General features: G+C 68.8%; 15 protein-coding genes. 8 read left to right on the top strand and 7 right to left on the bottom strand.

Annotation, left to right across the window (positions count from 1 at the left end; translation table 11 throughout):
* Positions 1 to 8: 8 nt before the first annotated feature.
* The 6 genes from G3N96_RS24555 (at position 9) to G3N96_RS24530 (ending at position 6650) form a co-directional block, all read left to right on the top strand.
* A complete protein-coding gene (locus tag G3N96_RS24555; protein ID WP_206138800.1) occupies positions 9 to 575 on the top strand; it encodes a helix-turn-helix transcriptional regulator in 567 nt (188 codons plus the stop codon).
* Positions 572 to 901, top strand: a complete 330-nt coding sequence (locus G3N96_RS24550; RefSeq protein ID WP_206138799.1) for a hypothetical protein — start codon at positions 572 to 574, stop codon at positions 899 to 901. The genes G3N96_RS24555 and G3N96_RS24550 overlap by 4 nt, the downstream gene beginning before the upstream one ends.
* 96 nt (positions 902 to 997) lie before the next feature.
* Positions 998 to 1579 carry an HD domain-containing protein gene (locus G3N96_RS24545; protein WP_206138798.1) on the top strand — a complete coding sequence of 194 codons (582 nt, stop codon included), beginning with the start codon at positions 998 to 1000 and terminating at the stop codon, positions 1577 to 1579.
* A gap of 415 nt (positions 1580 to 1994) precedes the next feature.
* The gene (locus G3N96_RS24540; protein ID WP_206138797.1) at positions 1995 to 3188 is read left to right on the top strand and encodes an efflux RND transporter periplasmic adaptor subunit; all 1194 of its coding nucleotides are present in this window, start codon (positions 1995 to 1997) and stop codon (positions 3186 to 3188) included.
* A gap of 2 nt (positions 3189 to 3190) precedes the next feature.
* Complete coding sequence (locus G3N96_RS24535; protein ID WP_206138796.1) at positions 3191 to 5263, top strand: MacB family efflux pump subunit; 2073 nt, start codon at positions 3191 to 3193, stop codon at positions 5261 to 5263.
* A 13-nt stretch (positions 5264 to 5276) separates the two neighbouring features.
* Positions 5277 to 6650 (top strand): efflux transporter outer membrane subunit, encoded by a 1374-nt coding sequence (locus G3N96_RS24530; protein ID WP_206138795.1) that lies wholly within the window; start codon positions 5277 to 5279, stop codon positions 6648 to 6650.
* 42 nt (positions 6651 to 6692) lie between these two features.
* On the opposite strand, the gene G3N96_RS24525 is transcribed toward G3N96_RS24530, so the two are convergent.
* Positions 6693 to 8231 (bottom strand): MFS transporter, encoded by a 1539-nt coding sequence (locus G3N96_RS24525; protein ID WP_206138794.1) that lies wholly within the window; start codon positions 8229 to 8231, stop codon positions 6693 to 6695.
* 171 nt (positions 8232 to 8402) lie between these two features.
* On the opposite strand from G3N96_RS24525, the gene G3N96_RS24520 reads away from it, so the two are divergent.
* On the top strand, positions 8403 to 9308 hold the full coding sequence (locus tag G3N96_RS24520) for a LysR family transcriptional regulator (RefSeq protein WP_206138793.1): 906 nt from the start codon (positions 8403 to 8405) through the stop codon (positions 9306 to 9308).
* 57 nt (positions 9309 to 9365) lie between these two features.
* Here the strand turns inward: G3N96_RS24520 and G3N96_RS24515 are convergent, their stop codons facing one another.
* From G3N96_RS24515 to G3N96_RS24490, 6 genes are all read right to left on the bottom strand, one after another.
* The gene (locus G3N96_RS24515) at positions 9366 to 10505 is read right to left on the bottom strand and encodes an enoyl-CoA hydratase/isomerase family protein (RefSeq protein WP_206138792.1); all 1140 of its coding nucleotides are present in this window, start codon (positions 10503 to 10505) and stop codon (positions 9366 to 9368) included.
* Positions 10502 to 11293: an enoyl-CoA hydratase gene (locus tag G3N96_RS24510; protein WP_206138791.1), complete on the bottom strand. Its 792-nt coding sequence runs from the start codon at positions 11291 to 11293 to the stop codon at positions 10502 to 10504. The genes G3N96_RS24515 and G3N96_RS24510 overlap by 4 nt, the downstream gene beginning before the upstream one ends.
* Positions 11290 to 12192 carry a 3-hydroxyisobutyrate dehydrogenase gene (gene mmsB, locus G3N96_RS24505; RefSeq protein ID WP_174971915.1) on the bottom strand — a complete coding sequence of 301 codons (903 nt, stop codon included), beginning with the start codon at positions 12190 to 12192 and terminating at the stop codon, positions 11290 to 11292. Before mmsB ends, G3N96_RS24510 begins: the two co-directional genes overlap by 4 nt.
* Positions 12193 to 12210: 18 nt before the next feature.
* Positions 12211 to 13725, bottom strand: coding sequence for a CoA-acylating methylmalonate-semialdehyde dehydrogenase (locus G3N96_RS24500; RefSeq protein WP_206138790.1), 1515 nt, complete (start codon positions 13723 to 13725; stop codon positions 12211 to 12213).
* A gap of 114 nt (positions 13726 to 13839) precedes the next feature.
* Positions 13840 to 15546 (bottom strand): AMP-binding protein, encoded by a 1707-nt coding sequence (locus tag G3N96_RS24495; protein ID WP_124578381.1) that lies wholly within the window; start codon positions 15544 to 15546, stop codon positions 13840 to 13842.
* Between the two features lie 154 nt (positions 15547 to 15700).
* Positions 15701 to 16834, bottom strand: coding sequence for an acyl-CoA dehydrogenase family protein (locus G3N96_RS24490; protein WP_089429048.1), 1134 nt, complete (start codon positions 16832 to 16834; stop codon positions 15701 to 15703).
* Positions 16835 to 16971: 137 nt separating this feature from the next.
* Between G3N96_RS24490 and G3N96_RS24485 the strand changes: the two genes are divergently transcribed.
* Positions 16972 to 18006: an AraC family transcriptional regulator gene (locus tag G3N96_RS24485; RefSeq protein WP_206138789.1), complete on the top strand. Its 1035-nt coding sequence runs from the start codon at positions 16972 to 16974 to the stop codon at positions 18004 to 18006.
* The last annotated feature ends 106 nt before the right edge of the window (positions 18007 to 18112 follow it).

The raw sequence follows: 18112 nt of genomic DNA, 5'->3' as shown, positions 1-18112 counted from the left end.
GCACCACGATGACCGCCCCACCGCTTCACGCCCCGCCGCTCGGCCCGCAACTCAAGCGCTGGCGCGCGCTGCATCGCGTCAAGCAAAACCATGCGGCCGAGCTGTTCGGCGTCGCGCAATCGACGATCTCCCGCTGGGAAGCCGGCCGCCAGCAGATGTCGCCCGACGAGCGCGCGACCGCCGAGCGGCTGCTCGCCGCGCGCCTCGATTCGGCCGGCGATCACGCGCTCGCGCGGCTCGTCGCGGGCAGCGCGGGCCGCATGCATCTCGTGTGCGACCTCACGCACCGCCTGCTCGCGTCTTCTCCGGCGCGCGCGGCCGAATTCTCGCAGCCGCTGTCGATGCTGCTCGGCACGTCGCTGTGGCGCTACGCAACGCCGGAGATCGTCCGCATGGAAACCGCGCTCGACACGCTCGGCTGGCATGACCACGCGGGGCCGCCGAGCGTCGAATTCGACACCGGTGCGAATGCGTCGCGCGTCGTACCGATCCGCGGCAGCATGTGCCGGTGGACGCGGATGACGCTGTCGGACGGCTCGGCCGTACGGCTCGTGGAGACGCTTCAGGATGCGTGATTGCCGGTCGCGATGAAGCACCGCATGCCGGTAACGGTGCGGCAGCCTTCAACGTGTCCGGCATGCCACGCAACAAATACCAACGTGAATGGCAGCACGCCCAGGGGACATGCCACATGTCGACGCTTGTCATGCGAGAACTCGTGATCGTCGCGTTCATGCTCTATACGGGCGCGGCCGTGCTGGTCGCGCTTCGCTCGGGTGTGGCCAACGCCGGCGGCAGGCGGGTGGCGCGCCGCAGCAGCCCCTGGCTGTTCCGCCTGATCGTCGGTATTCAAACGGGCTTTTTCGTGCTGTTCTGCTGGGCCGGACTCTTTGTGAAGTAGCGGCGCGGCAAAGCGCCCCCGCCACGCATATTTCATGCGTGGACGACCCGCGCCCACCCGCACTACGCTAGACGGCTCATCGCAAGGACGCCGACCATGACCCCCGATACGATCCACGCACGGCTCGCTTTCCTGCGCGAAGCCGAACGCCTGAAGGATGTGCTGCGCAGCGGCCACACGTCGGCCGGGCGCGCGGAAAGCACGGCCGAGCACAGCTGGCGGCTGTGCCTGATGGCGCTCGTGTTCGCCGACGCGCTGCCCGGCATCGATACGCTCAAGCTGTTGAAGCTGTGCGTCGTCCACGATCTCGGCGAGGCGCTGCACGGCGACATTCCCGCGATCGAACAAGCCGCGCACCCCGACAAAAGCGTGCAAGAACGCGACGACCTGCTGACGCTGACCGCCCCGCTCGATCCCGCGCGGCGCGACGAAATCGTCGCGCTGTGGGATGAATACGAGGCGGCGGGAACGCCGGAAGCACGCGCGGCGAAGGCGCTCGACAAGCTCGAGACGATCCTGCAGCACAACCAGGGCAGCAACCCGCCCGATTTCGACTACGCGTTCAATCTCGGCTACGGCCGCCGCTATACCGACGCCGCGCCGCTGTTCAGCGCGATCCGCGAGATCGTCGACGCGGACACGCAACGCCGGATCGACTCAGGCGGGCAGCGCGCGTAAGCTCGCGCGATCGGGCATGCGGCACCGCGCGCCCCTGCCCGCACGAGGCCCGGTGCATGACGCGGAGCCTCTACGACGACCCGGCCTTCTTCGAAGGCTTCCGCCACCTGGGCCGCTCGATCCATGGCCTCGACGGCGCAACACGCGCACGGGACTTCGCCCGACGCGCGCCCGGACCGTAGCAATGACACCGCCCGGCTCCCGCTCCCGTGCGGCGTTCGCACAATTCAGCACAATTTCCACACGATTTGGCGTGATGTCCTCGCTTACCATGAGCGGCTGATTCGACTCGGCACGCCCGCGCGATGCGTACGCGGATGCCGTCGCGGACAACCTGCCCGACAGGCGACACCGACCGGATCGTCCCGCCCGGCCGCACGCATCGCCGGCACCGCCTCATCCTCGCCGCACGTTCATGACACAGAAGACCCATCGCCGCCGGCGCATCGTGCTGGCTACCCTCGCCATCGCGGCGATCGCCGCCGGCGTCACGTTGAAGGCGTGCGCGCCCGACAAGCATCCGCAATACCTGTCCGCGCCCGTCTCGCGCGGCGATCTCGAGAACGCCGTGCTGGCGACCGGTGCGCTGCAGGCGTTCCGGCAGGTCGACGTCGGCGCGCAGGTGTCGGGGCAGCTGAAATCGCTGAAGGTGAAGCTCGGCGACAAGGTCACGAAGGGCCAGTGGCTCGCCGAGATCGATCCCGTGATTTCGGAAAACGCGTTGCGCCAGGCGCGCGCCAGCGAAGAAAGCCTGCGCGCGCAGCAGCAATCGACCGCCGCGCAACTGACGCAGGCGGAACTCGCGTTCAAGCGCCAGCAGGCGATGCTGCCCGACGATGCGACCTCGCGCGAATCGTTCGAGGCCGCACGCGCGACGCTCGACGTGCAGCGCGCGACCCTCGCATCGCTCGCCGCGCAGATCCGTTCGGCCCGCATCCAGATCGAGACCGCGCAAGCCAACCTCGGCTACACGCGCATCGTCGCGCCGATCGACGGCGAGGTCGTCGCGGTCGTCACGCAGGAAGGCCAGACTGTGATCGCGCAACAGCAGGCGCCGGTGATCCTGAAGCTCGCGGATCTCGACACGATGACCGTGAAGGCTCAGGTGTCGGAAGCCGACGTGATCCGCGTGCATGCCGGCCAGACCGCGTATTTCACGATCCTCGGCGAACCGGACAAGCGCCACTACGGCAAGCTGCGCGCGATCGAGCCGGCGCCGCAGAACTACGCCGAAGCGCAGAGCCCGCTCGGTGGCGGTGCCGGCGGCGGCTCGAAGCCGAACTCGGCCGTGTTCTACAACGCGCTGTTCGAAGTGCCGAATCCCGAGCATCGGCTGCGCATCTCGATGACCGCGCAAGTCAGCATCGTGCTCGGCAACGCACGCAACGCGCTCAGCATTCCGGCCGCCGCGCTCGGCGAAAAACGCAAGGACGGCTCCTACGCGGTGCGCGTGCTGCGCGCCGACGGCAGCACGGAAACGCGCAACGTCCGCATCGGCATCAACAACAACGTGCGCGTCGAGGTCCTGGCCGGCCTGAAGGACGGCGAACGCGTCGTGATCGGCGACGCGGCCGGCGACGACCACGCACCGCTGGCCGACGTGGTGTGACGATGAGCCAGCCCCTGCTGAAACTCGCTGCCGTTACACGACGCTTTCCGGCCGGCGACAAGGATGTCGTTGTCCTGAACAACGTCAACCTGTCGATCCACGCGGGCGAGATCGTCGCGATCGTCGGCGCGTCGGGCTCCGGGAAGTCGACGCTGATGAACATCCTCGGCTGCCTCGATCATCCGAGCGAAGGCACCTACACGGTCGGCGGCCGCGACACGCACATGCTCGACAGCGACGAGCTCGCGCAACTGCGCCGCGAACACTTCGGCTTCGTGTTCCAGCGCTACCACCTGCTGCCGCACGTCGATGCCGTCGCGAACCTCGAAATGCCGGCGATCTACGCCGGCACGCCGCGCGCCGAGCGGCACGCACGCGCACGCGAACTGCTCGCGCGTCTCGGGCTCGCGGATCGTGCGCACCATCGCCCCGGGCAACTGTCCGGCGGCCAGCAGCAGCGCGTGAGCATCGCGCGTGCGCTGATGAACGGCGGCCAGGTGATCCTCGCCGACGAACCGACCGGCGCGCTCGACACGAAAAGCGGCCAGGACGTGATCCGCATCCTGCACGAGCTGAACGCGCTCGGCCATACGATCGTCATCGTCACGCACGACCAGGCCGTCGCGCGCCATGCGAAGCGCATCATCGAGATCAGCGACGGCGAGATCGTCGCCGACCGGCCGAATCGACACCATGCGGAAGCCCTCGCGGAAGCGGGCGTGGACGCGGCCGATACGGCAGAAGCGGCAGAAGCGGAAGCCAGCGCGCTACCCGCCCGCGATCGCCACGACACGCCACCGCCACCGCCCGCACCGGTCGACATCGATGCGCATCCCGATACCGAACCCGGCACCCGCACGCGACGCTTCGCGGCCGGCTCCGGCCGCTTCGCCGAAGCGTGCCGGATGGCATGGATCGCGCTCGTGTCGCACCGGCTGCGCACGCTGCTGACGATGCTCGGCATCATCATCGGCATCACGTCGGTCGTGTCGATCGTCGCGATCGGCGAAGGCGCGAAGCGCTACATGCTCGACGAGATCGGCAGCATCGGCACGAATACGATCAACCTCTATCCGGGCACCGACTGGGGCGACAGCCGCGCCGACGCGATCCAGACGCTCGTGCCCGCCGACGTCGCCGCGCTCGCCGAGCAGCCGTACGTCGACAGCGCGACACCCGAAACGTCGCGCACGCTGCTGCTGCGCTACCGCAACGTCGACGTGAACGCGCTCGTGAGCGGCGTCGGCGACCGCTTCTTCCAGGCGCGCGGGATGCGCTTCGCGCTGGGGGTCGCGTTCGACGAGGACGCGGTGCGCCGCCAGGTGCAGGTGGCCGTGATCGACCAGAACACGCGGCGCAAGCTGTTCGGCGCGACGCGCAACCCGATCGGCGAAGTGATCCTGGTCGACAACGTGCCGTGCGTCGTGATCGGCGTGACGGCCGACAAGAAGAGCGCGTTCGGCAGCATGAAGAGCCTGAACGTGTGGGTGCCGTACACCACCGCGAGCGGGCGCCTGTTCGGTCAGCGCTATCTCGACAGCATCACCGTGCGCGTGCGCGACGGGCAGCCGAGCGCCGCCGCCGAGAAAAGCCTCGAAAAGCTGATGACGCAGCGCCACGGCCGCAAGGACTTCTTCACGTACAACATGGACAGCGTGGTGAAGACCGTCGAGAAGACCGGCCAGTCGCTCACGTTGCTGCTGTCGCTGATCGCGGTGATCTCGCTCGTCGTCGGCGGGATCGGCGTGATGAACATCATGCTGGTGTCGGTCACCGAGCGCACGCGCGAAATCGGCATCCGGATGGCGGTCGGCGCGCGCCAGTCCGACATCCTGCAGCAGTTTCTCGTCGAGGCCGTGCTCGTCTGCCTGCTCGGCGGCACGATCGGCATCGCGTTGTCGTTCGGGCTCGGCGCGCTGTTCTCGATGTTCGTCGCGCAGTGGAAGATGGTGTTCTCGGCCGGCGCGATCGCGACCGCATTCGTCTGCTCGACGCTCACCGGTGTGATTTTCGGTTTCATGCCCGCGCGCAACGCATCGCGGCTCGATCCGATCGATGCGCTCGCGCGCGATTGAAGAAAGACCTGCCATGACGCATTCCTCACCCCGTCACCGCCTGGGCGCATTCGCATGCGCGGCAGCCCTGCTCGCCGGCTGCGCGGGCGTGCGCCACGAACCGCTGCCCGCCGTCGCGATGCCCGCGAACTGGGAGGCACCGGTTTCCGCCAATGCACCGGCCACCTCACGCGACTGGTGGCGCAGCTTCGGCGATCCGCAACTCGATGCGCTGATCGACGACGCACTGCGCGCCAACAACGACCTCGCGATCGCGGCGATCCGCGTATACCGCGCGCAACTGCAGGCCGGGCTCGCGGATACGAACCTGACGCCGACCGTGTCGCTCGGTGCGAATGGCGCCATGTCGCGCACGCTCGATACGCACCAGATGAGCCGGACGAGCGGCGTGACCGGCTCGCTCAGCTATGAAATCGACCTGTGGGGCCGGCTGGCCGCGCTGCGCGACGCCGCACGCTGGGAAGCGGACGCGACGGCCGCCGATCTCGAGGCCGCGCGGCTGTCGCTGATCGGCACGACGGCATCGCTGTACTGGCAGATCGGCTATCTGAACCGGCAGATCGCGCTCGGCGACGCGAACATCGCGTATGCGGTCCGCACGGTGGCGGTCGTCCGGTCGCGGCACACGGCCGGCGCCGTGTCGGGGCTCGATCTCGCGCAGGCCGAACAGAGCCTCGCCGCGCAACGCGCCGCGCAGACGCAACTGATCCAGCAGCGCACCGAGAATCGCCACGCGCTCGCGATCCTGTTCGACCGGCCGCCGCAGCAGCGCGCGGCCGAACCGTCGGCACTGCCCGTCGCGGCGCCGCCGGAAGTCGTGGCCGGCCTGCCCGCGAGCCTGCTCGGCCGGCGTCCCGACCTGCGCGCGGCGGAATTCCGGCTGCGCGAGTCGCTCGCGCGAGTCGACGCAACGCGCACGAGCTTCTATCCGACCTTCACGCTGACCGGGCAGGCCGGCACGTCGAGCACGAGCCTCGAGCGCGTGCTGACGAATCCGGTCGGCACGCTCGGGCTCGGCCTGGCACTGCCGTTCATCCAGTGGAACACGATGCAGTTGCAGATCAAGGTGTCGAAGTCGCAGTACGAGGAAGCCGTCGTCGGGTTCCGCCAGAAGCTCTACACGGCGCTCGCGGAAGTCGAGAACGCGCTGTCGGCGCGTGTGCAGCTCGAACGCGAAGCCGAGCAGCGCGCGCTGTCGCTGGCCCAGGCGCAGCGCGCCGAACAGCTGGCCGCCGCGCGCTTCGCGGCCGGCGCGACCGCCGTGCAGCCGTGGCTCGACCAGCAGCAGCGGCTGCGCGACGCGCAAAGCGCCGACGAACTGACGCGCCTGAACCGGCTCAACAACCAGATGACGCTGTACCGCGCGCTCGGCGGCGGGATGTCCTGACCGAAGCGCGCACCGGGCCGGCCGCGCCGATCAGGCGCGGTGTCATTCACACACGGGCGCTCTGCGTCGGGCCGGCGCGAACGCCACCGCGCTCGCCGTCGCGAGCACGGCCACGCCCGCCGCGCCGTACACCATCACCCAGCCGAACCCGTGCACGAGCGCCGCGTGCAGCACCGCGCCGCTCGGGTCGGCCTGCGCGAGCGCCGGTGCGATCTCGTGCAGCCCGTCCGTACGGCCCGACGCAATCTCCTGCGCGAGCCGGCGCAGCGCCGCGTCGCCGATCGTGCCCGCGACGCCGCCCTTCAGGCTCGCGACGATCCCCGCGACCAGCACGAAGCCCATCGCCGCGATGTTCAGCGCGAGCGAGATCATCCGGGCGCTCATGTCGATGCCCGACGCCATCCCGGCCCGCGAGCTCGGCACCGCGCCCGTCGTCGTGTTGGTCACGGGCGTGTTCGTGAGCCCGAGCCCGATGCCGGCGATCACGCAGCCGGGCAGCATCGTGATCCAGCTGGCGTGGTCGGCCGCGCTGCCGATCCGCATCAGCGCGAACCCCGCGGCGATCGTGAACAGGCCGCCCGGGATCACGACGCCCGGCCCGTAGCGCAACGCGAGCCGTTCGCCGAATGGCGGCGCGACCAACGTCGGCAACGTGTATGCGAGCAACGCGAGGCCGGCCGTCACGCTGTCGTAGCCGAGCGCGACCTGGAACCAGATCGGCAGGTAGATCATGAACGGCCAGAAGCTGAAGTTCATCCCCATCGAGCCGAAGATCGCGCCGGTGAACGCGCGAATCCGGAACACCGAGAAATCGAACATCGGCCGCGCACTGGCGCGTTCCGCGATGAAGAAGCCGGCCAGCGCCAGCACGGTCGCGCCGAGCACGCCGAGGCCGGCGGCGCTCGTCAGCCCGAGTTCGGCGCTTTGCGTGATGTAGAAGGCCAGGCCGAGCACCGCGAGCGACAGCGTGACGATGCCCGCCACGTCGAGCTTGCCCGCGTGCGGATCGTGCGACTCCTGCACCGCGCCGCCGATCAGCACGAGCGCGACGGCCGCGAGCGGTGCATGGACGAGGAACACCCACGGCCAGCTTGCCAGCGCGACGATCGCGCCGCCGACGATCGGCCCGAACCCGAGCCCGATGCCGAACACGATCCCCCAGATCCCGAATGCGCGGCCGCGCTCGCGGCCCTCGCGGAACTGGTGCGACAGCACCGCAATCTGGCAGATCAGCATCGCGCCGCCGCTCGCGCCCTGCAACAGCCGGCCCGCGACGAGCACCGGCACGTTCGGCGCGAGCCCGCACAGCAGCGACGTCGCGCCGAACAGCACGGTGCCGATCACGTACACGCGCTTGCGGCCGAACCGGTCGGCAAGCGTGCCGGCCGCCATCAGCACGGTCGTGCACGCGATCGTGTACGCATTCATGATCCACTGCATGCCGTTGAAATCGCCGTGCAGCACGTGTTCGAGCGTCGGCAGGATCACCGGCACGCTCGAGATTTCGAGGCCGAACATCAGCGACGTGAGACAGACGGCCGCGAGTGCGACCGCATTCCTGCGGGAGTCGGATTGCGTCATGCGTATTGCGCCGCGGCCCGGCAACGGGCCGCGCGCCTCCAGGTAAGAGGGATGCTCCGCGTGCGGCCGGCGACGCACGCTGGACAGGAATCGGTACTATAGTGAGAATTTTCATCCCCATTGACGCGCGCATTTCTCAAGACTGGGGAATCACAGGACTCAATCCCGCCCATGACCGACAGACTCGACGGTGTGACGACCTTCGTCCAGGTAGTGGAATCGGGCAGCTTCGCGCTTGCCGCGGAGCGGCTCGACATGACGCGTTCGGCCGTCGGCAAGGCGATCGCGCGACTCGAGAAGCGGCTCGGCGCGCGGCTGCTGCAGCGCACGACGCGCAGCCAGAGCCTGACCGACGACGGCCAGGCGTACTACGACCGCTGCGCGCGCGCGCTCGCGGAGCTGGAGGCGGCCGAAGCCGACCTCGACTGCGGCCGCAACGAGCCGCGCGGCAAGCTGCGCCTGAGCGTGCCGCTCGCGTTCGGGCACCACTGCGTGACGCCCATCGTGCTCGATCTCGCGCGCACCTATCCGCATTTGCGGATCGACGTGTCGATCACCGACCGTTTCGTCGATCTCGTCGAGGAAGGCATCGACCTCGCGGTGCGGATCGGCACGCTCGCGGACAGCACGAGCCTCGCGGTGCGGCGGCTCGGCACGCAATACGGCAGCCTCGGTGCGGCGCCGTCGTATCTCGCCCGCTACGGGATGCCGAAGACGCTCGACGACCTGAAGGACCACCGGACGATCGCGTATTCACGCTCGGGCGTGGTTCAACCGTGGGACTTGCGTGCGCTGGACGGCTCGACGGTGCGGGTCGACATGCCGCACCAGCTCAGTTTCGACGACGTGCAGGCGATCGCGGCGGCCGGGGCGTCGGGGTTCGGGATCGCGTGGTTGCCGAGCTGGCTGCTCGATCATTACGTGAAGCGCGGCGAGATGACGGTCGTGCTCGACCGCTGCTTCGTCTGCGAAGGCGATATCCACGCGATCTGGCCGAAGACGCGCTACCTGCCGCGCAAGACGCGCTGCGTGATCGACGCGCTCGCGCAGGCGGTGCCGCCGATGATCGGACGGTGAGACGAGACGGGGATGAGATGAAATGAATCCGACGCGCCGCTCGGGCGCGCCGGTGCATCACGCCGAGCCGAGATCGGCCAGCGGATGCGCGAACAGCTTCCACGGCGACGTCAGGAAATGCCGCACGCGTTCGGCGCGCAGCTCGACGAGCGACGCGGGCGCCCAGCGCGGCTTGCGATCCTTGTCGACGAGATGCGCACGCACGCCTTCGCAGAAGTCGCCCTCCTCGATCGCGCGCGCGACGATGCCGAGCTCCATCCGGAACGATTCGGCCAGCGTCATCTGGCGGCCGCGCAGCAATGCCTCGCGGGTCACGCACAGCATCGTCGGCGAATGGCCGGTGAGCGCATCGAGCGTCGCCTGCAACCATTGACGGTGCTCGCGTGACAACTCCTCGCGCGCGAGATCCTGCGTCAGCGTCGCGACGATCCGCTCGACGGTCGAACGCTTGTCGAAGTGACGCACGATCCACGGCATCTGGCTGTCGAGCGCCGCATGCGGCACGACGTTGCACGGCGGCTCGAACACCTTGCGCAGCAACGGCAACGCATCGCCTTCCCACTTGACGCTTTCGATGCGCGTCTCGAACGTGTCGAGCCACGCGGACGGCACGCACAGATCCGCGAGCTTCGCGGTGAGCGCGTCGGCACCCGACAGCATCGCGCCGGTCAGCCCGACGTACAACTCGAGTTCGGCCGGCATGCGCGACAGGAAATGCGTCGCGCCGACGTCGGGCACGAGGCCGATGCGCGTCTCCGGCATCGCGATCTTGCTGCGCTCGGTCGCGACACGCAGCGCCGCGCCCTGCGCGAGGCCCATGCCGCCGCCCATCGTCACGCCGTCCATCAGCGCGACCACCGGCTTCGGGAACGTGTGGATCGCGTAGTCGAGCCGGTATTCGTCGACGAAGAACGGCAGCCAGGTCTCACGCTGCGCGACCATCCGGTACAGCGCGCGCACGTCGCCGCCCGCGCAGAAGCCCTTCTCGCCGGCGCCGCGCAGCACGACCGCGACGATCTGGTCGTCGTGACGGCAGCGCTCGAGCAGCGCGGCCAGCTCGCCGATCATCGGGTACGACAGCGCATTGAGCGCGGCCGGCCGGTTCAGCGTGATCAGCGCCACGCGGTTCACCACGCGGAACAGCACCTCGGGTGCGTGCTCCGCGAACGCGTCGTGATTCGTCACCGGCGTGCTCATCGTTGCGGCTCTCCGTCGTTGTGCCACTGCGGCGCGCGCTTGCCGAGGAACGCGGCTACGCCCTCGCGCGGATCGTTCGTCTCGAACAGGTCGACGAAACGTTCGCGCTCGACCGCGAGCGCCGCGCCGCGCGGTACGCCGCGGCGCGCGAGGCCGATCAGTTCCTTGCTGTAAGCGACCGCATGCGGGCTCTGCCGTGCGACGTTGCGCGCGAGCGCCAGCGCGGCGTCGCGTGCCGCGCCCGACGCCACGACGTCCTCGACGAGGCCGATCCGCAGCGCCGTGGCCGCATCGACACGCGCGCCCGTCAGGATGATCTTCTTCGCCCAGCCTTCGCCGACAAGCCAGGGCAGCGTCTGTGTGCCGAGCCCGCACGGCAGCAGGCCGACCGACGGCTCGGGCAGCGCCATCTGCGCATGCGTCTCGGCGATCCGCAGGTCGCATGCGAGCGCGCATTCGAGCCCGCCGCCCATCGCGTAGCCGTTGATCGCCGCGATCGTCACGACGCGCGCGTCGTGCAGCGCCTCGAACGCCGTGCCGAAACGCGACGCCATCGCGCGTGCCACCGCGCGGTCGCCTTCGGCGAACGTGTTGAGATCGGCACCCGCACTGAAGAACTTCGGGCCGTCGCCGGTGATCACCAGCGCGCGCACACGCGGGTTCGCATTCAGTTCGGCGACGGTTTCCTGCAGTTGCCGCAGCCCGTCGGCAGTAAAGGCGTTCGCGGGCGGACGCTTGAGCGTCGCGCACGCGATCGCGCCGTCGTCGACGTAGTCGAGTTCGATCATGAGGCGTCCTTCTTCGTTGCCGGTTGGTACAGGCGGATCACCGCCGAGAAATCGAGCTGGCCGTCGCCGCGGCTGCTCATCGTCTGGTACAGCTGCTGCGCGAGCGCGCCGAGATAGACGGGCTGGCGGGCCTGCTTCGCCGCGTCGTTCGCGAGGCCGAGATCCTTCAGCATCAGGTCGGTGCCGAAGCCGCCCGAGTAACCGCGCGACGACGGCGCGGTGTCGATCACGCCCGGATACGGGTTGTACGTATCCGAACTCCAGCAGCGGCCCGTCGACGTGTTGACGATGCCGGCCAGCACCTTCGGGTCGATGCCGAGCGCGACGCCGAGCGACATCGCCTCCGACACGGCCGCCATCGAGATGCCGAGCACGAGGTTGTTGCAGACCTTCGCGACCTGCCCCATCCCCGTCGCGCCGCAGTGGACGATGTTCTTGCCCATGCCCGCGAGCACCGGCTTCACGCGCTCGAAATCCGCATCGCTGCCGCCGACCATGAAGGTCAACGTGCCGGCCGCCGCGCCGCCGGTACCGCCCGACACGGGCGCATCGACGAACGCGCCGCCGTGCTCGCGCACGAGCGCGCCGAACGCCTGCGCGCTCGCCGGGTCGATCGTGCTCGAATCGATCACGGTCGCGCCCGCGCCGAGGCCGGCGAGCACGCCGTTCTCGCCGGACAGCACGGAGCGCACGTGCGGGGCGGCCGGCAGCATCGTGATGACGAACGTCGCGCCCGATGCCGCATCGCGCGGCGACGCGGCCACCTGTGCACCGGCGTCCTGCAGCGCGCGCAATGCATCGGCGCTCAGGTCGAACGCATGTACTTCATGGCCTGCCTTCAGCAGGTTCAGCGCCATCGGCGCGCCCATGTGGCCGAGGCCGATAAAACCGATTTTCATGTTCGTGTCCTCCGCCGCTCAATGCAGCCGGATCGTCGTATTCACCGGGCCGGCCGTCGTGTCGTCGTCGAACCAGCGCGCGGTGACCGTCTTGGTCTGCGTATAGAACTGCACGACCTGCTTGCCGTACGGGCCGAGATCGCCGAGCTTCGAGCCGCGCGACCCCGTGAAGCTGAAGAACGGCACGGGCACCGGGATCGGGATGTTGATGCCGACCTGGCCGATGTCGATCTCGCTCTGGAACTTGCGTGCGGCCGCGCCGCTCTGCGTAAACAGGCCCACGCCGTTGCCGAACGGATTCGCGTTGACGAGCGCGATCGCGTCGTCGAGCGTGTCGGCTTCCATCACGACCAGCACGGGCCCGAAGATTTCATGCGTGTAGATCGACATGTTCGTCTTCACGCCCGAGAAGATCGTCGGACCGACGAAATTGCCCTGCTCGTAGCCGCTCACCTTCACGTCGCGGCCGTCGAGTTCGAGCTTCGCGCCCTCCTTCACGCCCGCGTCGATCAGCGACAGGATGCGTTCCTTCGCCGCCTTCGACACGACCGGCCCGACGTCCGTGCCGGCTTCCGCGCCCGCATTGACCTTCAGCGCCTTCGCCTTCTCGACGATGTCCGGCAGCCAGTCGCGCGCGTTGCCGACGAGCACCGCGACCGACGTCGCCATGCAGCGCTGGCCGGCCGCGCCGAAGCCCGCACCGACGAGCGCGTTGATCGCCTGCTCGCGGTTCGCGTCGGGCAGCACGACGGCGTGGTTCTTCGCGCCCATCATCGACTGCACGCGCTTGCCGTGCGCGCTGCCGAGGTTGTACACGTGCGTGCCGACCGCCGTCGAGCCGACGAACGAGATCGCCTTCACGAGCGGATGCGTGCAGATCGCGTCGACGACTTCCTTGCCGCCGTGCACGACGTTCAGTACCCCTTTCGGTACGCCGGCCTCGATCGCGAGCTCGACGAGTTCCATCGTCGACAGTGGATCCTGCTCCGACGGCTTCAGCACGAACGTGTTGCCGCACACGATCGCCATCGGGAACATCCACAGCGGAATCATCGCGGGGAAGTTGAACGGCGTGATGCCCGCGCACACGCCGAGCGGCTGGCGCAGCGTATAGGTATCCACCCCGCCCGCGACGTTCTCCGCGAACTCGCCGAGTTGCAGCGAGCCGATCGAGCACGCGTGCTCGACCACTTCGAGGCCGCGGAAGATGTCGCCTTCGGCATCGGGAATCGTCTTGCCCTGCTCGGCCGTCAGCGTCTTCGCGATGCGCTGCTGGTTCGTGCGCACGAGATCCTGGAACTTCAGCATGATGCGCATGCGCGCGGCGATCGGCGTGTTCTTCCACGTCGCGAAGGCGGTGTGCGCGGCCTGCACGGCCGCGTCGACTTCCGCGACGGTCGCGAACGGCACGCGCGCGAGCACCTGCTGCGTCGCCGGGTTGACGATGTCGCGCCACGCGTTCGTGGCGGACTCGACGAAGGCGCCGTCGATCAGCAGCTTGACCGTCGGCACGTCTTTCGAATTCGCGTTCATCGATCCAATCTCCTGGCAGAGGCCGCGAAGCGCGACATCGCCGCGCGGCCGGTTCAATTCGGCTGCGGGCGGCGGCCGCGGAATGCGGCGCGCGCGGCCCGCGGTCACGTCACTTCACTTCAGTTCGGCGGCGAAATCCTCTTCCCAGTATTCGCCGGGCATCCGTTCACTGGCATCGTCGCCGCGCTCGATCTCGCGGCGACGCAATTCGACGCGGCGGATCTTCCCCGAGATCGTCTTCGGCAGCTCCGCGAACTGCAGGCGGCGAATGCGCTTGTACGGCGCGAGCTTCTCGCGCGAGAAGCGGAAGATGTCCAGCGCGAGTTCGGGGCTCTCCTCGTAGCCCTGCCGCAGCGTGATGAAGGTCTTCGGCACCGACAGCCGCACGGGGTCGGGGCTCGGCACGACGGCCGCCTCGGCGATCGCCGGATGCTCGATCAGCACGCTTTCGAGTTCGAACGGGCTCAGCCGGTAGTCGGACGACTTGAACACGTCGTCCGCGCGGCCGATGTACACGTAGTAACCGTCGTCGCCGCGCATCGCGATGTCCGACGTGCGGTAGTGGCCGTCGCGCATCGCGTAGGCCGTCGCGTCGGGGTTGTTCGCATAGCCTTTCATCAGCCCGACCGGGCGCGCGACGTCCGCGCCGATCGGCAGCGCGACCTCGCCTTCGGTCACCGGCGTGCCGTCCGGGTCGAGCAATTCGATCCGGTAGCCGGGCAGCGGCCGGCCCATCGACCCCGCGACGACCGGCTGGCCCGGCGAGTTGCCGATCAGGCAGGTCGTTTCGGTCTGGCCGTAGCCGTCGCGGATCGCGATGCCCCACGCCTTCTTTACGCGCTCGATGATCTCGGGATTCAGCGGCTCGCCCGCGCCGACGATCTCGCGCAGCTTCACGTCGAACGACGCGAGCGGCTGCTGCACGAGCATGCGCCACACGGTCGGCGGCGCGCACAGCGTCGTCACCTGGTATTTGACGAGCGCATCGAGCACCACCTTCGGCTCGAAGCGCGCGTAGTTGAATGCGAACACGCACGCCTGCGCGTTCCAGGGCGCGAAGAAGCAGCTCCATGCGTGCTTCGCCCAGCCCGGCGAGCTGATGTTCCAGTGGATGTCGCCCGGCTGCAGGCCGACCCAGTACATCGTCGACAGATGGCCGACCGGGTAGGTACGGTGCGTATGCTCGACGAGCTTCGGCTTCGACGTCGTGCCCGACGTGAAGTACAGCAGCATCGGATCGTTCGCGTGCGTGATGGCGTCCGGCTCGAATACGGCGCTCGCCGCGTAGCCGTCGTGCATCGCGAGCCAGCCCGCGCGCGGCGCGCCGGCGACGATCTTCTGCACGAGGCCGAGATCCGGCTGTTCGAATTTGGCGGTTTCGTTCTCGTCGACGATCGCGTATTTCGCGCCGCCGATCTGCACGCGGTCGCGTACGTCGTCGGGCGACAGTTGCGTGGTGGCCGGCAGCACGATCGCGCCGAGCTTCATCGCGGCCAGCATCGCGTCCCACAGCTCGACACGGTTCGGCAGCATCAGCAGGATCCGGTCGCCGCGCACGACGCCGATCGAGCGCAGCCAGTTCGCGATCCGCGACGAACGCTCGGACATCTGCGCGAACGAATACGGATCGCCCGTGCCCGTCGCCGCGTCGACGATCCACAGCGCGGGCTGCTCGTTGCCGCGCGCCATCGGGTCGAAGTAGTCGAGCGCCCAGTTGAACGCGTCGAGCACCGGCCACTCGAACTCGCGGTACGCGGTGTCGTAGTCGGTGCGGTGGCGCAGCAGAAAGTCGCGTGCGTTCAGGAATGCCTGTACCGTCATCGTGTCCTCCAGTCTCCATGCGTCCAACCGGACATGCGCTGCAGCCCATGCCCGGTTGCCTCTGTTGCGGCGCACGGTCACGTCGTTGCGTGCCGCGTTCGCCGCGCTGCCCTCGTGCCCTGCGTGATGTCGTCGCCGGGGCAACCGCCGCGGCTCAAAGCTGCCGCGCGATCACCATCCGCTGCACTTCGCTGGTGCCTTCGTAAATCTGCGTGATGCGCGCGTCGCGATAGTGACGCTCGACTTCGTAATCGACCAGGTAGCCGTAGCCGCCGTGGATCTGGATCGCGTCCGAGCACACGCGCTCGGCCATCTCCGATGCGAACAGCTTCGCCTGCGACGCTTCCGACAGGCACGGCAGCCCGGCGGTGCGCAGCTTCGCCGCGTGATGCACGAGCAGGCGCGCGGCGTTGATCTGCACGGCCATGTCGGCGAGTTTCTGCTGAATCGCCTGGTGCTCGGCGATCGGCTTGCCGAACTGCACGCGCTCGCCCGCATAGCGGCGCGCCTTGTCGAACGCGGCGCGCGCGATGCCGAGCGCCTGCGCGGCGATGCCGATGCGGCCGCCTTCGAGGTTCGACAGCGCGATCTTCAGCCCTTCGCCGCGATTGCCGAGCAGGTTCTCTTCCGGAATCGCGCAGTTCTCGAACGTGATCGGGCACGTATCCGACGCGCGGATGCCCATCTTCTTCTCGGGCTTGCCGACGATGAAGCCCGGCGTGTCGGTCGGCACCAGGAACGCGGAAATCCCGCGCTTGCCGGCTTCCGGGTCGGTCATGGCAAAAACGATCGCCACGCCGGCGCGCTGGCCGTTGGTCACGAACTGCTTCGCGCCGTTCAGCACCCATTTGCCGTCGCGCAGCTCCGCACGCGTGCGCAGGTTGTTCGCCTCGGAACCGGCGTGCGGCTCGGTCAGGCAGAACGCGCCGATCACGCGGCCGGACGCCATGTCGGCCAGCCAGCGATCCTTCTGTGCCGGCGTGCCGAAGCCAAGGATCGGCCCGCAGCCGACCGAGTTGTGCACGCTCATCATCGTCGCGCACGCGGCGTCGCCGGCGGCGACCTCTTCCATCGCCAGCGCGTAGGCCACGTAGTCCGTATACGAGCCGCCCAGCTCCTGCGGCACGATCATCCCGAGCAGGCCGAGTTCGCCGAGCTGCGCGACGATCGCGTCGGGCAGGTGCGCATCGTGGTCCCACTGCGCCGCGTTCGGCGCCAGCATTTCGGTGGCAAACGCGCGCGCGGCGTCGCGGATCATCCGCTGGTCTTCGGTGTAAAGCTCGTCCATGGTGCTGCTGTCTCCCGCGGCCGCCGGGCGCGACCGTCCTTGCGTTTCGATGCAACAAGTGTAGGCAAGCCGGCGCGACTGTTCGATGCTCGCGTCGCTCATTTACACTGAGCGTTTTTGCCACACCGGCGGCATGGATGAAGCAGGAAGACAAGGGAACCGTCGCGATCAGCCTCGTCGCTTACAGCGTCGCGCTCGCGACCCGGCGCGGCGTCGCGGCCGAGCCGCTGCTCGCGCAGGCGGGCATCGCGCCCGCGCTGCTCGGGCAGCCGCGCGCACGGGTGTCCGCGCAGCAATACGGCGCGCTGTGGAACGCGATCGCGCGCACGCTCGACGACGAGTTTTTCGGGCAGGACCGCCACCCGATGCGCAGCGGCAGCTTCATCGCGATGAGCCAGGCGGCGCTGTCCGCGCGCGACGGCCTGCACGCGATGGCGCGCGCGGTGAATTTCATGCACTGCGTGCTCGACGACCTGCACGCGGAGCTCGACGCGACTCCGCAGCGCGTGCGGCTGCGCTTCGTGCACCGCAACAACGGCGCGACGCCTGCGATGTTCACGTACGCGACCTATTTCATCATCGTCTACGGGCTCACCTGCTGGCTGATCGGGCGGCGCATCCCGCTGCTGCATGCGAGCTTCCGCTGCGACACGCCGCCCGCCGACCACGAATACCCGTCGATGTTCTGTGACGACATGCGTTTCAACGAGCCCGATTCGTATGTCGATTTCGATCCCGAATTCGCGACGCTGCCGGTCGTGCAGAACGCGAAGACGCTGAAGACGTTCCTGCGCAACGCGCCGGCGAGCTTCATCGTCAAGTACCGCAACCCGAACGCGCTCGCGCAGCGCGTGCGCGCGGTGCTGCGCGGGATGCCGCCCGCCGCGTGGCCGGGCGCCGGCGGGATGGCCGCGCGGCTGCATGTGGCCGAGGCCACGCTGCGCCGCAAGCTGCACCAGGAAGGCCACGCATACCAGTCGATCAAGGACACGCTGCGGCGCGATCTCGCGTTCGAGGCGCTGGCGGACCCCGCGCGCACGATCGCCGACGTCGCCGCCGCGACCGGTTTCGCGGAACCGAGCGCGTTCTACCGCGCGTTCCGCAAATGGAGCGGGCGCAGCCCGGCCGACTACCGCGACGAAGTGCTCGCGCGGGGCGGCGGCGCGAGCTGAAGCCGGCCGGCACGGCCGTCGCTTCGCGCTTTATGCCGAAACCGCCTAATCTTTAAGCATCGGGCCCAAGCCCTTTCCGCCAGCCGGACGGCACGCGGCCGCGCGG

Source organism: Burkholderia sp. Se-20373, from assembly GCF_017104705.1.
GTDB lineage: Bacteria > Pseudomonadota > Gammaproteobacteria > Burkholderiales > Burkholderiaceae > Burkholderia.
Note: the sequence above shows the minus strand (reverse complement) of the source record. Positions and strands in the feature narration are given on the sequence as shown.

Excerpts from the sequence above, each read along its gene's own strand:
- G3N96_RS24495 (WP_124578381.1), bottom strand. The coding sequence starts at position 15,546 with ATGACGGTACAGGCATTCCTGAACGCACGCGACTTTCTGCTGCGCCAC.
- G3N96_RS24525 (WP_206138794.1), bottom strand. The coding sequence starts at position 8,231 with ATGACGCAATCCGACTCCCGCAGGAATGCGGTCGCACTCGCGGCCGTC.
- mmsB (WP_174971915.1), bottom strand. The coding sequence starts at position 12,192 with ATGAAAATCGGTTTTATCGGCCTCGGCCACATGGGCGCGCCGATGGCG.
- G3N96_RS24485 (WP_206138789.1), top strand. The coding sequence starts at position 16,972 with ATGAAGCAGGAAGACAAGGGAACCGTCGCGATCAGCCTCGTCGCTTAC.
- G3N96_RS24545 (WP_206138798.1), top strand. The coding sequence starts at position 998 with ATGACCCCCGATACGATCCACGCACGGCTCGCTTTCCTGCGCGAAGCC.
- G3N96_RS24535 (WP_206138796.1), top strand. The coding sequence starts at position 3,191 with ATGAGCCAGCCCCTGCTGAAACTCGCTGCCGTTACACGACGCTTTCCG.
- G3N96_RS24490 (WP_089429048.1), bottom strand. The coding sequence starts at position 16,834 with ATGGACGAGCTTTACACCGAAGACCAGCGGATGATCCGCGACGCCGCG.
- G3N96_RS24540 (WP_206138797.1), top strand. The coding sequence starts at position 1,995 with ATGACACAGAAGACCCATCGCCGCCGGCGCATCGTGCTGGCTACCCTC.
- G3N96_RS24520 (WP_206138793.1), top strand. The coding sequence starts at position 8,403 with ATGACCGACAGACTCGACGGTGTGACGACCTTCGTCCAGGTAGTGGAA.
- G3N96_RS24510 (WP_206138791.1), bottom strand. The coding sequence starts at position 11,293 with ATGATCGAACTCGACTACGTCGACGACGGCGCGATCGCGTGCGCGACG.
- G3N96_RS24555 (WP_206138800.1), top strand. The coding sequence starts at position 9 with ATGACCGCCCCACCGCTTCACGCCCCGCCGCTCGGCCCGCAACTCAAG.
- G3N96_RS24515 (WP_206138792.1), bottom strand. The coding sequence starts at position 10,505 with ATGAGCACGCCGGTGACGAATCACGACGCGTTCGCGGAGCACGCACCC.
- G3N96_RS24530 (WP_206138795.1), top strand. The coding sequence starts at position 5,277 with ATGACGCATTCCTCACCCCGTCACCGCCTGGGCGCATTCGCATGCGCG.
- G3N96_RS24500 (WP_206138790.1), bottom strand. The coding sequence starts at position 13,725 with ATGAACGCGAATTCGAAAGACGTGCCGACGGTCAAGCTGCTGATCGAC.